We start from the raw sequence: 17,398 nt of genomic DNA on the forward strand, positions 1-17,398 counted from the left end.
CGCCTCATCCCTTCGCAGTGCGCTTGATCTTCTTGGGGTCGTCAAACGGCAATGGCTGGGCGGTGGCCTTGATGGCACCGCTCTTGTTGCGAATCTCGAGCTTGGTGTCCTTGACCGCGCAGTCGACGTCGAGCCGGGCGATGCCCATCGATTTCTTGACCAGCGGCGAATACATGGCGCAGGTCACCACGCCAACTTGTCTGCCGTCGCGATAGACCGGCGCGCCTTCGTCGGCCGGCTCCTTGCCTTCGAGTAGCACACCATAGATCTTGAAGCGCTCCTTGCCCTTGAGGCGGTAATGCTCCTCGGCGCCACGAAAACCGGTCTTTCCAGGGCTGACGGTGAAGTCGAGGCCGAGTTCCCACAGCGTGTCGCCAGGGCCTTCATTCTCGAACGGGTATTTCTGCGAATTGTCGTAGGGGTAGAAAAGCAAATAACTTTCGACGCGCAGCATATCGAGCGTGGTGAAGCGGCAAGGAATGATGCCGAGGCTTTTGCCCTCATCGAGGATTCTGTCCCAGATCGTGCCGGCATCCTGGCCGCGGCAGAAGATTTCGTAGCCGCGCTCGCCTGTATAGCCGGTGCGCGAAATCATCACGGGAAAGCCGAACAGCTGCGTCTGCATGTGGTGGAAATAGTTGAGGTCGCGGATGCCCGGCACGTGCTTGGCCAGATAGTCGACCGCTGTCGGACCCTGCAGCGACAAATCATGCAGATTGTCGTCGAAGCGAACGGAAACATCGCGGCCGATCGACGCCCGGGTCAGTTCTTCATGACCAGACCCTGAGCCATGGACGACCATCCAGGAATTGGTGGATATCCGGTAGATGACACAATCATCGGTGAATTTGCCTTGGTCATTCAGCATGCACGCATAGACAGATTTGCCGGGATAGATTTTTTCGACATCACGGGTGGTTGCGAGATCGATGAGATGCGAGGCGTGCGGCCCTGTGATGTGCACCTTCTTCAGGCCCGACACATCCATAAGTCCGGCCTTGGTGCGGATGGCGATGTACTCCTCGTCGGCATCCTTGTCGTAGGTCCAGGCGGTTCCCATGCCGCTCCAGTCTTCGAGTTTCGAACCCAGCGCCCGGTGGCGATCCGCCAGGGTCGAAAATCTCCAGGATGCCGTCATCAGTAGTCCTCCTCCGAAACTGTCTCAATCGCGTCCGCGCTTTGCCTAAGGCTGGCGCCAAGTAAACCATACTGAACTGAAATTCGAGCGCAGTGCAATACCCATATGCAATAAAGTTTACTGTAAGGCAACTTTTCGGTTTGCGAGCCTACCGCCGAACTCGTAAAGAATGCCTGCCCTAAAGGAACAGTTATGCGCTTTCAGAAATGAGGCTAGAGCGTCGAGATGGTTGGAGTGACCTCGTAGTTCCTGTGACGACTATGAAAGCCATTAAATTCAAGGTCTTGAAAGTGGAAGCGCGCGGCTGCGGGGCACCGCCGCGAGCCCTCAATCATGTCCGCCAGGCAGTTGACGAGGCCTTCGTATTCCCTGTGGATTGCTAGAAAACTCGCGTGCGGGAAACGATCCTGATGATGGCGAATGAGTTCGTTGGCGTCCTTCCCCAGCAGGATGGACGCGCCCCCCTTTGAGCTAGAGTCGACAAGAACCGTTCTGGCCAAGTGGGATGCATCTGTCTGGCCTCAACGGGAGCTTCGCAAACAGCCAAGGGGCTTGCCACCTCTGTCATCTGAAAAAGGGGAAATGGCGATGGTCCGGCGAAAAGTTCGTCGTTCGCGTCGACACAACTGCTTGGCGATGTGCCAAATGCGCGGCGAACGGCGTCAGACCCGCAGCTGATCTGCTGGATCCCTGTGTCGCTCCTGTCGGGGACTCCATCCGGAGGATGGCTGGTGCTGCTGAGCGGGACATAGGCTGTAAGCATCTGAAAAAATTACATTTAATTATATCCTACGCCGCCGACAATATGCTACTTGAAGCGTTGCTTTTACACTGATATGAATATAAAATTCATTGCAGGAATATCAGAAACCCCTCAAGTATGCCCCAGGGGCCGAAGGGTCACGAAGATGATCATGCTCCCGGAACAGGACCATCGCCCAAGAGACGAGCAGGGCGATGTTTTGGAAGAAAATCGGCCAATGAATTTCCGTGAAGATGCCCGCAGCTTGCTGTTCCGACTGCTCTTGTCGGTTGTGGCCGAACGCGAGCCAGACATAGCCGAAGTGCTGAATGGGCAAGTCGATCTCGACACATTGCCAAAGGAACGGCGCATCGCCGCTCTGCAGGCCGCTGGCATCTGGTTTCAGCTCCTGGCCATTGCCAGAGAACTGGCTGCAATGCGCTCACGCCGGGAGCTTGAGCAGGCCGGCGGGGCCGACGAGGTGATCGGGTCATTCTCCAATGTGGTTGGCCAGATCGCAGCGCAAGGCTACTCGGCCGCGACTGTACAGGAGGTCCTGAACGGGCTCTGTGTCGGACCGACGATGACGGCGCACCCTACCGAAGCAAAGCGCGTGACGGTGCTTGAGATTCACCGGCGCATCTACCGCAAATTGACGGAACTGGAGCAGCAGCGATGGGCGCCACGTGAGCGCGATACTCTGGTCCGCGATCTGAAGAGTGAGATCGAAATCCTGTGGATGACCGGCGAGCTAAGGCTGGAGCGCCCTTCCGTCGAGCGAGAGATTGCCTGGGGATTGCATTTTTTTCGTGAGGTGATTTTTGAGGCGACGACGCAGCTCTATGAGACCTTGGAGGGAGCATTGCGCCGGCACTATCCGCAGCATGATCTCAAGACGCCGTCGTTCATGCGCTATGGTTCCTGGATTGGGGGCGATCGCGATGGCAACCCCTATGTGACGGCAAAGATCACTGCATTTGCCTTGTCTGAGTGTCGCAACGCGGCCATCGAATGGTACCGGGAAAAGGTACGGCGGCTGGTCACAGTTTTGAGTGCCAGTTCCAATGTTGTCGATATGCCGGAGTTCTTTGGATCTGCGCTGACGGTGGCGCTTGATAAAAGCGGTGATGGACAGCAGATCGCGACGAGGAATTCGAATGAACCTCTTCGGCAGTTCGCTGCAGCCATGCTGTGTCGGCTTGATGCGCTGCATGGCAGGGGAAGTGGTGTTGCCTATCAGAATGAAGAGGGTTTCAGGAAGGACCTGCTAACGCTTTCGAAGGTGCTTGACGCCATCGGAGGCAATCTGATTGCCAAACGCTTCGTCCATCCGCTGGTGAGGCAGCTCGATACTTTTGGTTTTCGCACCGTGTCGCTGGATATCCGACAGAATTCGACGGTGGTCAATCGCGTCCTGGCGGAACTGTTCGCAGCAGCCTCGCCGCATGTTCCGGCGTGTCAACCTGGAAGCCCACAGTGGTCGGCGCGCATACGCGAAAGCCTTCACGCCGGCGAACGGCTCGAGATCAAACGAGACAATCTTGGTGAGGAAGCACGTGAACTCCTCGATCTGTTTGATGTCATTCGCGACGCTGCGCTTGAAAGTGGTAACACGTCGATCGGCACCTTCATCCTGTCCATGACACAGTCTCCCGAGGACATTCTGGCGGTATACCTCCTTGCCCAGTATTGCGGTCTGGCGACCGCTCTCGATGGATCTGGCACGATCAGGCTCAAGGTCGTGCCCCTGTTCGAAACGATTGGCGATCTGCGCTCAGCACCAGAGATCATGGATCAATTGCTGGCGACGTCGATTGTTCGTCGATCGATACGTGACTTCGCCAACCGTCAGGAGATCATGCTCGGCTATTCTGACTCCAACAAGGATGGCGGGTTCCTCGCCTCTAACTGGGAATTGAGCAAAGCCCAGAAACGACTCACGCGGACGGGTCAGAAAAACAAGATCAAGATCAGCTTCTTCCATGGTCGTGGTGGATCGGTCAGCCGTGGCGGTGCGCCGACTGGAAGGGCGATCGCGGCCCAGCCCGCGCAAACAGTTGGTGGCGTGATGCGCGTGACTGAACAAGGCGAGGTGGTGTCTTCGAAATTCGCCAATCGCGGAACAGGGCTCTATCAGCTCGAAATCCTCGCCGCGAGTGTATTGGCCCACAGCGTCAAGTCGGCCGACGAGGCCGAACTTAAGGACAATCCGGAATTCGAAGAAGCGCTCGATGCCCTGACCGGCATGTCGCAGGCCTCCTATGCCAGCCTGATCAACGAGCCGGGATTCATCGACTATTTCAACCAGGCGAGTCCCGTCGAAGAGCTCGCCCTCCTGAAGATCGGGTCGAGACCTCCGCGTCGTTTTGGTGCAAGCAGCCTTGCTGATCTTCGAGCCATACCGTGGGTCTTTGCCTGGAGCCAGAACCGTCATCTTCTGACGGGATGGTACGGTATCGGCAGCGCATTGAATTCGTTCGTCTCCGTGCGAGGCGATCATGGCATTAATCTGCTGAAGCAGATGTTCGAGCGTTCGCGTTTCTTCCGCCTGATCGTCGATGAGGTGGACAAGACGCTATACCAGGCTGACATGGAAATTGGCCGCCTATATGCCGGGCTTGTCACTGATCCTGAGACAGGCGAGCGCATCCATAAGAAGATTGCTGCCGAATATCAGCTGACGCGCCGCATAATCGGGGAGATCACCGGCCCGGTCGACCTGTCGCGACGCTTTCCTGCGTTTAAGCGCCACTTCGACCGAACCCGACCGCAGATGGACGACATCCACAAGCTTCAGGTGAAGTTACTGCATGAGGTCCGAACGCATGATGGTTCGAAGCCAAGTCCTAAGCGGGCAATCAATGCGCTTCTGTTGTCGATCAACTGCATATCCGCTGGCCTTGGATGGACCGGCTAGCATCAGAGCTCGCTATTGTGCTGAATAAGGAGGACACAAATGAATATTCCGACAAGACCGGACCTTGGCAGCCTCGGCCAGTTCTTTCGCACAGGCGTTGCAGAATCCGATCCGGCCGTCGACGCCGCGATGAATCGTGAACTGCAAAGGCAGCGGGACGAGATCGAACTGATCGCTTCGGAAAACATCGTTTCAAAGGCGGTGCTGGAGGCCCAAGGGTCTGTCCTGACCAACAAATACGCCGAGGGATATCCTGGCCGGCGTTACTACGGCGGTTGCCAGTATGTCGACGAGATAGAAGAACTGGCCCGCAATCGTGCCATGGAGCTGTTCGACTGCACTTATGCCAACGTGCAGCCCAATTCTGGCAGCCAGGCGAACCAGTCGGTCTTCATGGCGCTGATGCAGCCGGGTGACACGTTCATGGGGCTCAACCTTGCCGCCGGCGGCCACCTCACTCACGGATCTCCAGTCAGCCAATCGGGTAAGTGGTTCAACGTTGTCTCCTATGGCGTGAGGCCGCAGGATCAGCGGATTGACTATGATGAGGTGCGTCATCTCGCAATCAAGCATCGGCCGAAACTCATTCTGGCTGGCGGCTCGGCCTATCCTCGCATCATCGATTTCGAAATCTTCCGCAACATCTGTGACGAAGTTGGCGCCAAACTCTTTGTCGACATGGCCCATTTTGCCGGTCTGGTTGCAGGCGGGGTACATCCCAATCCGTTGCAGCACGCGCATGTCGTGAGCACCACCACGCACAAGACGCTGAGAGGTCCGCGCGGTGGCATGGTGCTGTCCAATGACGAGGAGATTGGGAAGAAGATCAACTCGTCGGTGTTTCCAGGCATCCAAGGGGGACCCTTGATGCATGTTATCGCAGGCAAGGCGGTTGCATTCGGTGAGGCGTTGAAGCCCGCGTTCAAAACCTATGCCGCCAATGTTGTCGCAAATGCCAAGGCTCTGGCCGAAACCATCGCGGCTGGTGGGGTGGACATCGTGTCCGGCGGCACGGACACCCATCTGATGCTCGTCGATCTGCGCCGCAAGCAATTGACCGGAAAGACTGTGGAAGCCGCTCTCGGTCGCGCTCACATCACCTGCAATAAGAACGGTATCCCCTTCGATCCGCAGACCCCTGCAGTCACTTCTGGGATCAGGCTCGGGACCCCCGCTTGTACGACGCGCGGCTTCATGGCCGAAGAATTTCGTCAGGTAGGGAAATTGACGATGAAGGTTGTCGACGGGCTTCTGGCAAACGGGGAACAAGGCAACAAGGCCGTCGAGAACGAAGTTCGCGAAGAAGTGGGCACGCTGGTGCGCAGGTTCCCCATCTACGATTAAACCGGGTTCAGGATCGACAATACCCATGGCCGAAGTGAACAGATTCAAGGTTATGATCGCGGACCGCAACCCGCTGGTCTTAAGTGCCCTTTGCGACATGATAAACAAGGATCAGCGTTTTGAACTCGCACAATGCGTTCAGAGCGGGGAAGCCTTCATCAAGGCGGCTTCCGAGCCGGTCTGCGCCTTTGATGTCGCGGTCGTCGGTTGGAAGCTGTCAGATATGGATGGTGGCGAGGTCCTAGCCGCGTTGCGAAGGCTCGAGCTTCACGTGCGTGTCGTGGTCTTCTCCAATGAGCACGACACCGCCATTTTGAAACAGTGCGTTCGCATGGGAGCACAAGGCTTTTGCTATCAGTTCGACGATCCATGTATTCTCTTCGAAACGTTACTCGTCGTCGCGAGAGGCAGGATCTGCATACCTTTCATCGATGTCGCCAAAATTAACGATACACCGTTGTCAAAACTTACACCGCGGGAGCGAGAGTTGCTGGCCGTTCTGGCGGACGGTTGGACCAATCTACAGATCGCGACGCGCACCGGTCTTTCCGAAAACACGGTCAAATACCATCTGAAAAATCTCTACGACAAGCTCGATGCACGCAATCGTGCTATGGCCGTGGCGCTGTATGCTGCAGAGAAGAAGCGGGGCGTGCCGCAAACTATCCGCTAAGTCCGGCAGACGACCTGGTGTCATTCACTCCACGTTCTGGCGCAGGCGGTCGGTCATTGAAGAAGGCCGCTTCACGCAGGGTTTGTTCTTGCCATCAGGCTCCAGCATGCGCCTGTCCGATTTCGCGCGCCAGACGCCCGCGATGCAGCACGCTTTTGGGTCGAACACGCACCCGCCGGTGATTTAGAAATATTCCTTTTAGGAAAGAAATATTATTTGTAGTATTCGTTTGGTTAAGCTATGGTTGGGCCGATAAAGGCAGAACGTCCTGCGAGACAGGTGCTATATGCAGGCATGTTTTTGCGAAACGCCGAGCGCGGAGTTCGTCATTTCCATGGAAATTGCCAACGTTTGCCCAGGCGGATTTCATCAACGTGGCTCATGCGAGGCGTCGCGCTTTCTGCCGCCGCTTCACGACGGGCATGCCCCATTCGGGCTTCATTTGTCTTTCCAGGATGCATTGGATTCTTACGAAGAATGGGCGGCTGAGGCCGACGAACCGTCGGTTGCGGTTGATGGTCAGCATGTGACGATCAGCTCCGTTTTCTGCCGAATGAGTGATTGCAAGGACCTGCTTCCCCGGCGCATGCTCGATGCACTGGTCGTTCTGGTTCCGCCAGAGGCTCAGAGATCGCTTGAAGCGGGTCGGACCACGTTTGCAAACGGGAGCCGACTGTTGTTGGCCATGTGCCATCAACGCCGCACCTGTCGTCGACAGATGCATAGTGACGAGCTGGCGCTCAATCACGTCGATTCGCTCCGGATGGAAAATATAATTCAAAAAATATTATCTCGGATTTATTGTTCCAAAGAGATATCCGCACCTCAGGTCAATATTATTTAAAATTCTAGTTGTAAAAAAAGACATCGAAGTCATTCACAAATTTCTCTGGCTAGTACAGACAGTCATACTGATAACTGTCAGTGGTCTTGCGTGCGGTATAATTGAAAAGGGTAGGTTTGTCCTACCCTTTTGGGTCATGATGGAGTGCTCATATGGGCCTATTTCGAGGCGGGATCTTTGTATTTTCTCCCCGGATGGGTGTTGTTTCGAATGGGCCGAGATATCTATGCTCCAATCGGAAGCAGGCGATGCCTTCAGAGCCGGGATTCGCCAAGCCGATATGAGGAGAATCTGTCATGGCCGGATACAACCATCTTTTCATCCCAGGACCGACCAACGTTCCTGAACGGGTCCGGCAGGCGATGAATGTTCCGATGGAGGACATGCGCGCCGGATCATTTCCGGAATTCACGCTGCCGTTGTTTGAAGACATCAAGAAGGTGTTCAAGAACGAGACCGGCCGCGTCTTCATATACCCCTCGTCAGGCACTGGCGCCTGGGAAGCGGCGATGACCAACGTGCTGAGCCCCGGCGACGGGGTGCTGATGTCACGGTTCGGCCAGTTCTCGCACCTTTGGATCGACATGGCCGAACGTCTCGGCTTCGTTGTGGATGCAATCGATTGCGAGTGGGGGACCGGTGTTCCGCTCGAGCTCTACGCCGAGCGGCTGAAGGCCGATAAGGGGCACCAGATCAAAGCGGTGTTCTGTACGCAAAACGAAACCGCCACCGGCGTGACCAGTGATGTCGCTGGTTGCCGTGCCACACTCGACGCGATTGGTCATCCTGCGCTGCTCTTCGTCGACGGTGTGTCATCGATCGGCTCAATCGATTTCCGACAGGAAGAATGGGGTGTCGACTGCGCCGTCAGCGGTTCCCAAAAGGGCTTCATGATGCCTGCGGGTCTCGGATTCTTATCGGTCAGCAAAAAAGCCATCGCCGCCTCTAGAGAGGCGACCCATCGGCGCTGCTATTTCTCGTTCGAGGACATGATCCGCGCCAACGATGCCGGCTATTTCCCCTACACGCCGGCGACACAGCTGCTGCGCGGCCTGCGCGCCTCGCTCGATCTGATCGCTGAGGAAGGGCTCGACAACATCTTCGCCCGTCACCATCGCCTCGCCGAAGGCGTGCGCAAGGCGGTCGACGCCTGGGGCCTGAAGCTGTGCGCAAAGGCGCCGAAATGGCACTCCGACACCGTCAGCGCCATCCTGGTGCCGGAAGGCATCGACAGCGGTGACGTCGTCAAGCGCGCCTACGGCACCTATCAGACCTCGCTCGGCGGCGGCCTCAACAAGGTGATGGGCAAGGTCTTCCGCATCGGTCATCTCGGTTGGCTGAACGAGGTGATGGTTCTGGCGTCACTGTCCGCCGCCGAACTGGCGCTGCTCGACTGCGGCGTCAAGCTGGCGCCGGGCTCCGGCGTCGGCGCCGCCATCCAGCATTTCCGCGCCTCGGCCGCGATGCCGGTCGCCGAAGCCGCCTGAGGGGAACCGACGATGAGCCACACCATCAACCATTTGAAAAAATTGCGGCTGCAGCGCAGCGAACTGGCGGTTCCCGGCTCCAGCCCGGAAATGATCGACAAGGCGGCCAACAGCGCCGCCGACTTCGTCTTCCTCGACATCGAGGACGCCGTCGCCCCGCCCGACAAGGAGCGCGCCCGCAAGAACATCATCCAGGCGCTCAACGACATCGACTGGCGCGCCAAGGGCAAGACCGTATCGGTGCGCATCAACGGTCTCGATACGCACTACATGTACCGCGACGTCGTGGACGTCATGGAACAGGCCGGGGACCGGCTGGACACCATTCTGGTTCCGAAGGTCGGCGTGTCGGCCGACCTCTACATGGTCGAAGCCATGGTCAACCAGATCGAGATGGCCAAGGGCTACAAGACCCGGGTCGGTCTCGAAGCGCTGATCGAGACCGCGCTCGGCATGGCCAATGTCGAGGCCATCGCCGCGACGCCCGGCCGGCTGGAGGCCATGCATTTTGGCGTCGCCGACTATGCCGCCAGCAACAAGGCGCGGACCGTCAACATTGGCGGCCTCAACCCCGATTATCCCGGCGACCAGTGGCATTTCGCCCTGTCGCGCATGACCGTCGCCTGCCGCGCCTATGGCCTGCGCGCCATTGACGGGCCGTTCGGCGATTTCTCCGATCCGGAAGGCTACAAGGCGGCCGCCCGGCGCGCCGCCGCACTCGGCATCGAAGGCAAATGGGCGATCCACCCCTCGCAGGTCGCGCTCGCCAACGACGTCTTCTCACCGCCGGAAAAGGAGGTGACGCGGGCCAGGCGGATCATTGAAGTGCTCAAGGAAGCGGAGGAGCAGGGCAAGGGTGCTGCGTCTCTGGATGGCAAGATGATCGACGCTGCATCGGAACGCATGGCGCGCAACGTCCTGGTCACGCACGAAGCCATCGAGCGTCCGATGCATTTACGCGAAGCCGCACAGAACTGAGGAGGAGTTCGACATGGACATCCACGAATATCAGGCGAAAGAATTGCTCTCCCGTCATGGGATCCATGTGCCGCGCGGCGGGCTGGCCTATAGCCCCGAGCAGGCAACGTATCGTGCCAGCGAAATCGGCGGCAGCAAATGGGTCGTCAAGGCGCAGGTTCATTCCGGCGCTCGCGGCAAGGCCGGCGGCATCAAAGTCTGTGCTTCCGACCAGGAGGTGTGCGATGCCGCCGAGTCCATGCTGGGCAGGAAGCTGGTGACCCACCAGACCGGCCCACGCGGCAAGCTGGTATCGCGGCTCTATATCGAGGAGACGGTCGAGATCCAACAGGAAATCTATCTCGCCTTTGTGCTGGATCGTAAGGCCGAGAGGGTCATGATCATAGCTTCCGCTTCTGGCGGCATGGAGATCGAAGAAATCGCGGAGAAAAAGCCTGACTCGATCATTCGGGCAACAGTCGATCCCGGTACGGGTATGCAGCAATACCAGGCGCGCGAAATCGCCTTTGGTCTGGGCCTGGAAACCAAATTGATCGGAAAGGCGACCGAGACGCTTCTGGGTTGCTATCGGGTGTTTCGCGACTATGACGCCGCGATGCTGGAAATCAACCCATTGGTCATCACCGGAGACGGCAATCTGATGGCCCTGGACGCCAAGATGTCGTTCGACGAGAACGCCTTGTTCCGGCGGCCGGAAATCTCCGAACTGCGCGACAAGAGCCAGGAAGACCCACGCGAAACCTTCGCCAGCGACCGCGGCCTCTCCTATGTCGGCCTCGACGGCAATATTGGCTGCATCATCAACGGCGCCGGCCTCGCCATGGCGACGATGGACATGATCAAGATCGCCGGCGGCGAGCCGGCCAACTTCCTCGACATCGGCGGTGGCGCCTCGCCGGAGCGGGTCGCGAAATCCTTCCGCGCCGTGCTTGGCGACAAGAATGTCGAGACCATCCTGGTCAACATCTTCGCCGGCATCAACCGCTGCGACTGGGTTGCGGAGGGCGTCATCAAGGCAATACGGGAAGTCGGCGTCAACGTGCCGCTGGTGGTGCGGCTTGCCGGCACCAAGGTCGAGGAAGGGCGCCGCATCCTGGCCGATTCAGGCGAGGCGGTGATTGTCGCCGACACGCTGGCGGAAGCCGCCGAAAAGGCCGTCGCCGCCTGGCGCGCGGCCACCAAGAAAAAAGCAGCCTGAGGGAGGTCGAGAAAATGGCAATCCTGCTCAACCGCAGCACCCGCGTCATCGTCCAGGGGTTTACCGGGAAGATCGGCAGTTTTCATGCCGAGGATATGCAGCGATACGGGACCAAGGTGGTTGGTGGCGTCACGCCCGGCAAGGGCGGCCAGACGCATCTCGGCCTGCCCGTCTTCAACACGGTCAAGGGCGCCGTGCGTGAGACCCGCGCGGAAGCGAGCATCGTCTTCGTGCCGCCGCCCTTCGCCGCAGATTCGATCATGGAAGCCGCCGACGCCGGCATCAAACTCTGCGTCTGCATCACCGACGGCATCCCCTCGCAGGACATGATGCAGGTAAAGCGCTACATGCGCCGCTACCGCTTCGAGGACCGCATGCGGCTGATCGGCCCGAACTGCGCCGGCATGATCACGCCGGGACAGGCGCTGATGGGCATCATGCCGGGCAACATCTACCTGCCCGGCCGCGTCGGCATCGTCGGCCGCTCCGGCACGCTCGGCTATGAGGCGGCCTCGCAGATGAAGGCGCTCGGCATCGGTGTATCGACCAGCGTCGGCATCGGCGGCGACCCGATCAATGGGTCGTCCTTCCGCGACATTCTTGAACTGTTCGAGAAGGATGATGACACCGACGCGGTGGTCATGATTGGTGAAATCGGCGGATCGCAAGAAGCCGAGGCCGCCGAGTGGGCCAGATCGAATATGAAGAAACCGTTGATCGCCTACATCGCCGGGCTCTCTGCGCCGAAGGGAAGACGTATGGGCCATGCCGGAGCAATCATTTCCGCCTTCGGCGAGTCTGCACAGGAGAAGGTGGAGATCCTGCGTGACGCCGGCGTGACCATTGTGCCGACACCCGCCGCGTTCGGCGCTACAGTGGCCGGCGTGCTCGCCGAGCAAATGAAAGCCGCCTGATCCGAGTTCGTGCAATCGGGATTGGTTTTGACGGGCGATCCTTATCCAACCGGCGAGGAACTCGCATGAAGCCGCGCATAATTGTGACGAGGCGTTGGCCCGACGCTGTCGAGCGCGTCCTTGCGGAACGCTTCGACGTCACGCTGAACCAGGGAGATATTCCTTTCACATCGACGCAGCTCAAGGCCGCGATGGCGGGCTTTGATGCGATTCTGCCGACGGTCAGCGACAAGCTGCCCGCGTCTGTTTTTCCCGATGAGGACGGGCGCACCAAGTTGATCGCAAATTTCGGAGTTGGGTTCAGTCACATCGATCTCGATGCCGCCAGGCAGCGCGGCATCCTAGTGACAAACACGCCAGGCGTACTGACGGATTGCACCGCCGATATTGCCCTGAGCTTGCTGCTCGCGGTTGCGAGGCGCACCGGCGAGGGCGAACGCCAATTGCGGGCGGGAAAATGGTCGGGATGGTGTCCGACCCATATGATTGGCGCCAAAGTTTCGGGCAAGACGCTAGGCATCATCGGGATGGGGCGCATAGGCAAGGCAGTTGCGAAGCGTGCCCGTTTCGGCTTTGGCATGGACATCATATTCTTCAATCGCTCGCGCGTGGATGATGATGAGCTCCGGGCGATGGCTGCCACGCAGGTATCAAGCATCGAAGAAGTCCTCAATCGATCGGATTTCGTGTCGCTGCATTGCCCCGGAGGGGCCGAAAATCGACACTTGATCGACGGCAGGCGCATCGGCGCAATGAAGCCGGGTGGATTTTTGATCAATACGGCCAGGGGTGACGTTGTCGATCAGGATGCGCTTATTCAGGCGCTCGAGAACCGCACCATCGCTGGCGCCGGCCTGGATGTATTTGCCGAAGAGCCTCTCGTCCCCGAACGGCTCTTGCGATTGGACAATGTTGTTCTACTTCCGCACCTAGGCTCTGCCACCGAAGAGACACGCGTGGCGATGGGGATGAAGGCGGTGGACAACTTGATCGCCTTCTCCGAGGGGCGCCAACCGCCCGACAGGGTGACCTAGGTGGTCATCCGATCGGCGGGCGTGCTCAAGGCCCTTCGGCAAGAGGCTGTAGCCCTGTTTCGCGAGGGCGTGGCGGCGGCAAATCCTGAACACGCAGTGTCCGTGGCGTTGCTTGAGCGCAGTGAACTGCTCGAGCGGGCGTCGCGGATCATTCTGGTCGCCTTCGGCAAGGCAGCCTGCTCCATGACGCGGGCTGCCCTGCCTTTTGTCCGCGACAAGTTGGAGACGGCCACCGCCCTCACCAATCACGAGAACATGGACCCCATTGATGGGGTCCAGGTGATGACTGGCGGCCACCCGATCCCGGATCAGGGCAGCATTGCGGGCGCAGCGGCGATCGAGAATGCCGTTGCGGACGCGCGGGACGGCGACCTGGTTCTTGTTTTGGTCAGCGGTGGCGGCTCGGCCTTGCTGTGTGCGCCGCCGTTGGGCATCGGACTCGCCGACAAGATAGCCCTCAACAAAGTATTGGTTCACTCCGGGGCGGACATTGGCGAGATCAATTCCGTCCGGCCATTGTTCTCGCGACTTAAAGGCGGCCAGCTTGCCCGTTTGGCGGGAAAAGCCCGCGTATTATCCTTAATTCTCTCGGACGTTCGTGGCGACAACGTCTCGGCAATCGCCAGCGGACCTACCGCGATGCCCGATGTCTCGGCCCGACGAGCAGTTGAGGTGCTTGATAAATATGGACTGCGGCCGAAGTTAACCACCGCTTTGAATTGCCGGCTTGATGAGTTCCAAGCGGTACCTGACGAGGCCGCGTATGATTTCGACAATGTCGAGAATGTCATTGTCGGGAGCAATCTGATCAGTCAGCGAAGGGTAGCTGACAAGGCCCGCATCCGGTTTCATTCCGTGGTTCACCCAAATGACTGGCTTTGCGGAGATGTCCTTGCTGCTGCAGCCACGCTCCACAAACGCGCACGCACGGCCGCCGAACACAATGCGCCTGTGGCACTGGTCTTTGGCGGGGAAACCACCGTAAAGGTGAGGGGTAGTGGAACCGGCGGGCGTAATCAGGAGCTCGCCTTACGCTTTGCTCTGCTGAACGAACATTTGCCTATAGGCAGACCATGGGTTCTTCTCAGTGCTGGAACCGACGGTCTTGACGGACCGACGGATGCAGCGGGCGGCATAGTTGATGCTGGCTCGCTTGACCGGATGCGGAAGACGGGCCTCGATCCCGTCAGCAGCCTCGAGAACAACGATTCCTACCGGGCGCTTGCTGGCTCAGGCGACTTGTTGATTACCGGCGCGACCGGCACCAATGCTGCCGATATTCAGATTGTCCTGATGCGCTGACCTTCAGTGTCCTCGGGCGCCCGGATAGTGCCGGCACCCTTTGACAACGCTTCGATGACAGCCAGCCGTGCCCCGTGCCAGGAGTCGGCGTATTGTAAGGTGTGGCAAATATGTTTACCTAAAGTGAAATCGTAGGGTCTGGGATTTGGGCGGTTCGAAATGGCAAAAGTCAAAAAGCTTGTGACGGCCGCCAAGGTGTCTGTCAACGAGCCAGAGGGCAAACCGCCCGCGGCGCCAGCCGTCGCACGTTCTGCTGTCTTGTCCCAGGATCCCCATGCCGTTCGCGATGCCAGGGAGAAAGTCCTTGAGCTTGCGATCGGTCGCGAGGTCCGAGCCTTTCGCAAGAAACTGGGCATTACTGTCGCGGACCTTGCGAGCACCACGAATATCTCGCTCGGCATGCTGTCGAAGATCGAGAACGGGATAACATCACCGTCCTTGACGACGCTACAGACGCTTTCCAATGCCCTGGGCGTGCCGATCACGGCTTTTTTTCGACGCTTCGAGGAGGATCGAAACGCTGTTTTCGTCAAGGCAGGCGAGGGCATGGACGTTGAACGGCGTGGCACCCGGGCAGGTCATCAGTACACCTTGCTTGGCCATATCGGTTCGAACACCAGCGGAGTCGAGGTCGAGCCCTACCTCATTACCTTAACGGAAGACTCCGACGTCTTTCCAATGTTCCAGCATGATGGCATGGAATTTCTCTACATGCTCGAGGGCGAGGTTGTGTATCGCCACGGCGGCAAGCTCTACCGCATGTTGCCTGGCGATAGCTTGTTCTTCGATGCTGATGCCCCGCACGGACCGGAAGAACTGATCAAACTTCCAATGCGCTACCTTTCCATCATCTCGTATCCGCAGAGCGGCGGACAGGATTAGCTGGGCAGAGGACCACGGGAACACGGGTTTATTTTGTGGCCGACTGAGGCCCTAAACCCAGCGGCGTTGCCTATTCTCGTCAACGCCTTCGCCAGCCTTGTCAGGCAGCCTTCGAGAATTTCTATAAAAAGCAGATAGTTGGCTCTCGCTGCTATCATCAGTTGGGTATGGTTCTGGCCTGTATGCGAGAAAAAAGTGGTGTCCGCCTATTTCTCCCTGAGGAAAAAAAAATTCATGACAGTTGATTTGGCAATTTGGACCTGCTACCAAAATTGTCAGCTGCAATCACTATGGAGTGGCCGTCATGTGCGGAATCGTGGGGCTTTTTTTGAAGGACAAATCGCTTCAATCCCAATTGGGTGCGATGTTGTCCGAGATGTTGATCTCTATGACGGATCGCGGACCTGATAGTGCGGGCATCGCTATCTACGGACCTGCCACCCCTGGCCGCGCCAAGGTCACCATTCAGTCGCAGTCGCCGCAGTCCGATTTTGCCGGATTGGCAGCGGAGCTGCGCAAGAAGCTTGGCGTCGAGGTCAAGGTCGCTGTCAATTCGACGCATGCCGTCATCGACGTCCCCTCAGACCAGATCGATGCGACCCGTGCGGCGCTTGGCGAGATCAGGCCATCGATCCGCGTCATGGGTTCGGGCGATAACGTCGAAATTTACAAGGAAGTGGGCTTGCCTGGGGACGTGGTCGATCGTTTCGGCCTGTCCAAGATGATTGGAACGCACGGCATCGGTCATACCCGTATGGCCACCGAATCGGCGGTGACGACCATGGGCGCCCATCCGTTTTCCACGGGGCCGGACCAGTGTCTGGTTCATAACGGCTCGCTGTCGAACCACAACAACCTTCGTCGTGAACTCAAGCGCGAAGGCATGAAGTTCGAAACCGAGAATGATACCGAGGTGGCGGCTGCTTATCTTTCATCGAAGATGGCTCACGGTATGAAGCTTGGCGAAGCGCTGGAGCACACACTCGGCGATCTGGATGGCTTCTTCACTTTTGTCGTGGGCACCAAATCAGGCTTCGGCGTGGTCCGCGACCCCATCGCCTGCAAGCCGGCAGTTCTCGCCGAAACCGACCAGTATGTGGCGTTCGGGTCGGAATATCGCGCTCTCGCGATGCTGCCTGGCATAGAAAACGCCAAGGTTTGGGAACCTGAGCCAGCAACTGTTTATTTCTGGGAGCATTGAGGTATGCATACGACCAATCTTGCCACGGCCGCAGCGCCGCGCAGTTCGGACCATTCAGCGGTTAAGTTCGATCTTGCCAAGACGCCGCTACGGGAACTCAACCATGCGCTCCACAACATCAAGCCGGGGTCCAACGAGACGGCTTGGGAAATTCTAAACCCCGGCGGCGGCCATGCTGTCGCTGCTGGAGTGGACCAGCCAATCACTGTCGATATCAGGGGCAGCGTTGGCTATTACTGCGGCGGCATGAATAGCCAGGGCACCATTACGGTACATGGGTCGGCCGGACCTGGTGTTGGCGAAAACATGATGTCGGGTGAAATCATCGTGAAGGGTGACGCCAGCCAGTACGCTGGCGCTACCGGCAGGGGTGGCTTGCTGGTTATTGAAGGCAATGCCTCTTCGCGCTGCGGGATCTCCATGAAGGGCATCGATATCGTCGTTCATGGCGATATCGGACACATGTCGGCTTTCATGGCGCAATCAGGGCATCTGGTGGTACTCGGCGATGCGGGAGACGCGCTCGGAGACTCCATCTACGAAGCGAAGTTGTTCGTCAGGGGCAAGGTCCAGAGCCTTGGAGCCGACTGCATCGCCAAGGAAATGCGTCCCGAGCACATCGCCAAGCTGCAGGAACTGCTCGACCGCGCCGGTGTCAAGGGCGTGAAGCCGGAGGAGTTCACGCGCTACGGCTCCGCGCGCACCTTGTACAATTTCAACATCGACAACGCCGCCGCGTATTGA

The 17,398-nt window shown here is 58.4% G+C and carries 14 protein-coding genes; 12 read left to right on the plus strand and 2 right to left on the minus strand.

Annotated elements, in window-relative coordinates; genetic code table 11:
• Nucleotides 1–4 precede the first annotated feature (4 nt).
• Nucleotides 5–1,138: an aminomethyltransferase family protein gene (locus EN845_RS06545; protein WP_135906889.1), complete on the minus strand. Its 1,134-nt coding sequence runs from the start codon at nt 1,136–1,138 to the stop codon at nt 5–7.
• A 908-nt stretch (nt 1,139–2,046) separates the two neighbouring features.
• Here EN845_RS06545 and EN845_RS06550 point away from each other — a divergent pair.
• Genes EN845_RS06550 through EN845_RS06560 form a run of 3 tightly spaced genes read left to right on the plus strand, consistent with a single transcriptional unit; the run spans nt 2,047 to nt 6,814 of the window.
• Entirely contained in the window at nt 2,047–4,797 is a 2,751-nt protein-coding gene (locus EN845_RS06550; RefSeq protein ID WP_245511648.1) for a phosphoenolpyruvate carboxylase, read from the plus strand.
• A gap of 39 nt (nt 4,798–4,836) precedes the next feature.
• Entirely contained in the window at nt 4,837–6,141 is a 1,305-nt protein-coding gene (glyA, locus tag EN845_RS06555) for a serine hydroxymethyltransferase (protein ID WP_135906890.1), read from the plus strand.
• A 25-nt stretch (nt 6,142–6,166) separates the two neighbouring features.
• On the plus strand, nt 6,167–6,814 hold the full coding sequence (locus EN845_RS06560; RefSeq protein WP_135906892.1) for a response regulator transcription factor: 648 nt from the start codon (nt 6,167–6,169) through the stop codon (nt 6,812–6,814).
• Between the two features lie 379 nt (nt 6,815–7,193).
• Here the strand turns inward: EN845_RS06560 and EN845_RS35355 are convergent, their stop codons facing one another.
• Complete coding sequence (locus EN845_RS35355) at nt 7,194–7,595, minus strand: hypothetical protein (RefSeq protein ID WP_167531267.1); 402 nt, start codon at nt 7,593–7,595, stop codon at nt 7,194–7,196.
• Nucleotides 7,596–7,954: 359 nt separating this feature from the next.
• Between EN845_RS35355 and EN845_RS06570 the strand changes: the two genes are divergently transcribed.
• The 9 genes from EN845_RS06570 (at nt 7,955) to EN845_RS06610 (ending at nt 17,398) form a co-directional block, all read left to right on the plus strand.
• Entirely contained in the window at nt 7,955–9,145 is a 1,191-nt protein-coding gene (locus tag EN845_RS06570; protein ID WP_135906894.1) for an aminotransferase class V-fold PLP-dependent enzyme, read from the plus strand.
• A 12-nt stretch (nt 9,146–9,157) separates the two neighbouring features.
• The gene (locus EN845_RS06575; protein ID WP_135906896.1) at nt 9,158–10,123 is read left to right on the plus strand and encodes a CoA ester lyase; all 966 of its coding nucleotides are present in this window, start codon (nt 9,158–9,160) and stop codon (nt 10,121–10,123) included.
• Between the two features lie 13 nt (nt 10,124–10,136).
• Entirely contained in the window at nt 10,137–11,321 is a 1,185-nt protein-coding gene (locus tag EN845_RS06580; protein WP_135880819.1) for a malate--CoA ligase subunit beta, read from the plus strand.
• Between the two features lie 14 nt (nt 11,322–11,335).
• Complete coding sequence (gene sucD, locus EN845_RS06585) at nt 11,336–12,235, plus strand: succinate--CoA ligase subunit alpha (protein ID WP_135880818.1); 900 nt, start codon at nt 11,336–11,338, stop codon at nt 12,233–12,235.
• Between the two features lie 65 nt (nt 12,236–12,300).
• On the plus strand, nt 12,301–13,269 hold the full coding sequence (locus EN845_RS06590) for a D-glycerate dehydrogenase (protein WP_135906898.1): 969 nt from the start codon (nt 12,301–12,303) through the stop codon (nt 13,267–13,269).
• Nucleotides 13,270–14,571: a DUF4147 domain-containing protein gene (locus EN845_RS06595; protein WP_135906900.1), complete on the plus strand. Its 1,302-nt coding sequence runs from the start codon at nt 13,270–13,272 to the stop codon at nt 14,569–14,571.
• 159 nt (nt 14,572–14,730) lie between these two features.
• Nucleotides 14,731–15,453: an XRE family transcriptional regulator gene (locus tag EN845_RS06600; RefSeq protein WP_135880815.1), complete on the plus strand. Its 723-nt coding sequence runs from the start codon at nt 14,731–14,733 to the stop codon at nt 15,451–15,453.
• 304 nt (nt 15,454–15,757) lie between these two features.
• Nucleotides 15,758–16,654, plus strand: coding sequence for a glutamine amidotransferase family protein (locus EN845_RS06605; RefSeq protein ID WP_135906902.1), 897 nt, complete (start codon nt 15,758–15,760; stop codon nt 16,652–16,654).
• A 3-nt stretch (nt 16,655–16,657) separates the two neighbouring features.
• Nucleotides 16,658–17,398 (plus strand): GXGXG domain-containing protein, encoded by a 741-nt coding sequence (locus EN845_RS06610; RefSeq protein ID WP_135906904.1) that lies wholly within the window; start codon nt 16,658–16,660, stop codon nt 17,396–17,398.

Source organism: Mesorhizobium sp. M8A.F.Ca.ET.202.01.1.1, from assembly GCF_004791595.1.
Lineage (GTDB): Bacteria > Pseudomonadota > Alphaproteobacteria > Rhizobiales > Rhizobiaceae > Mesorhizobium.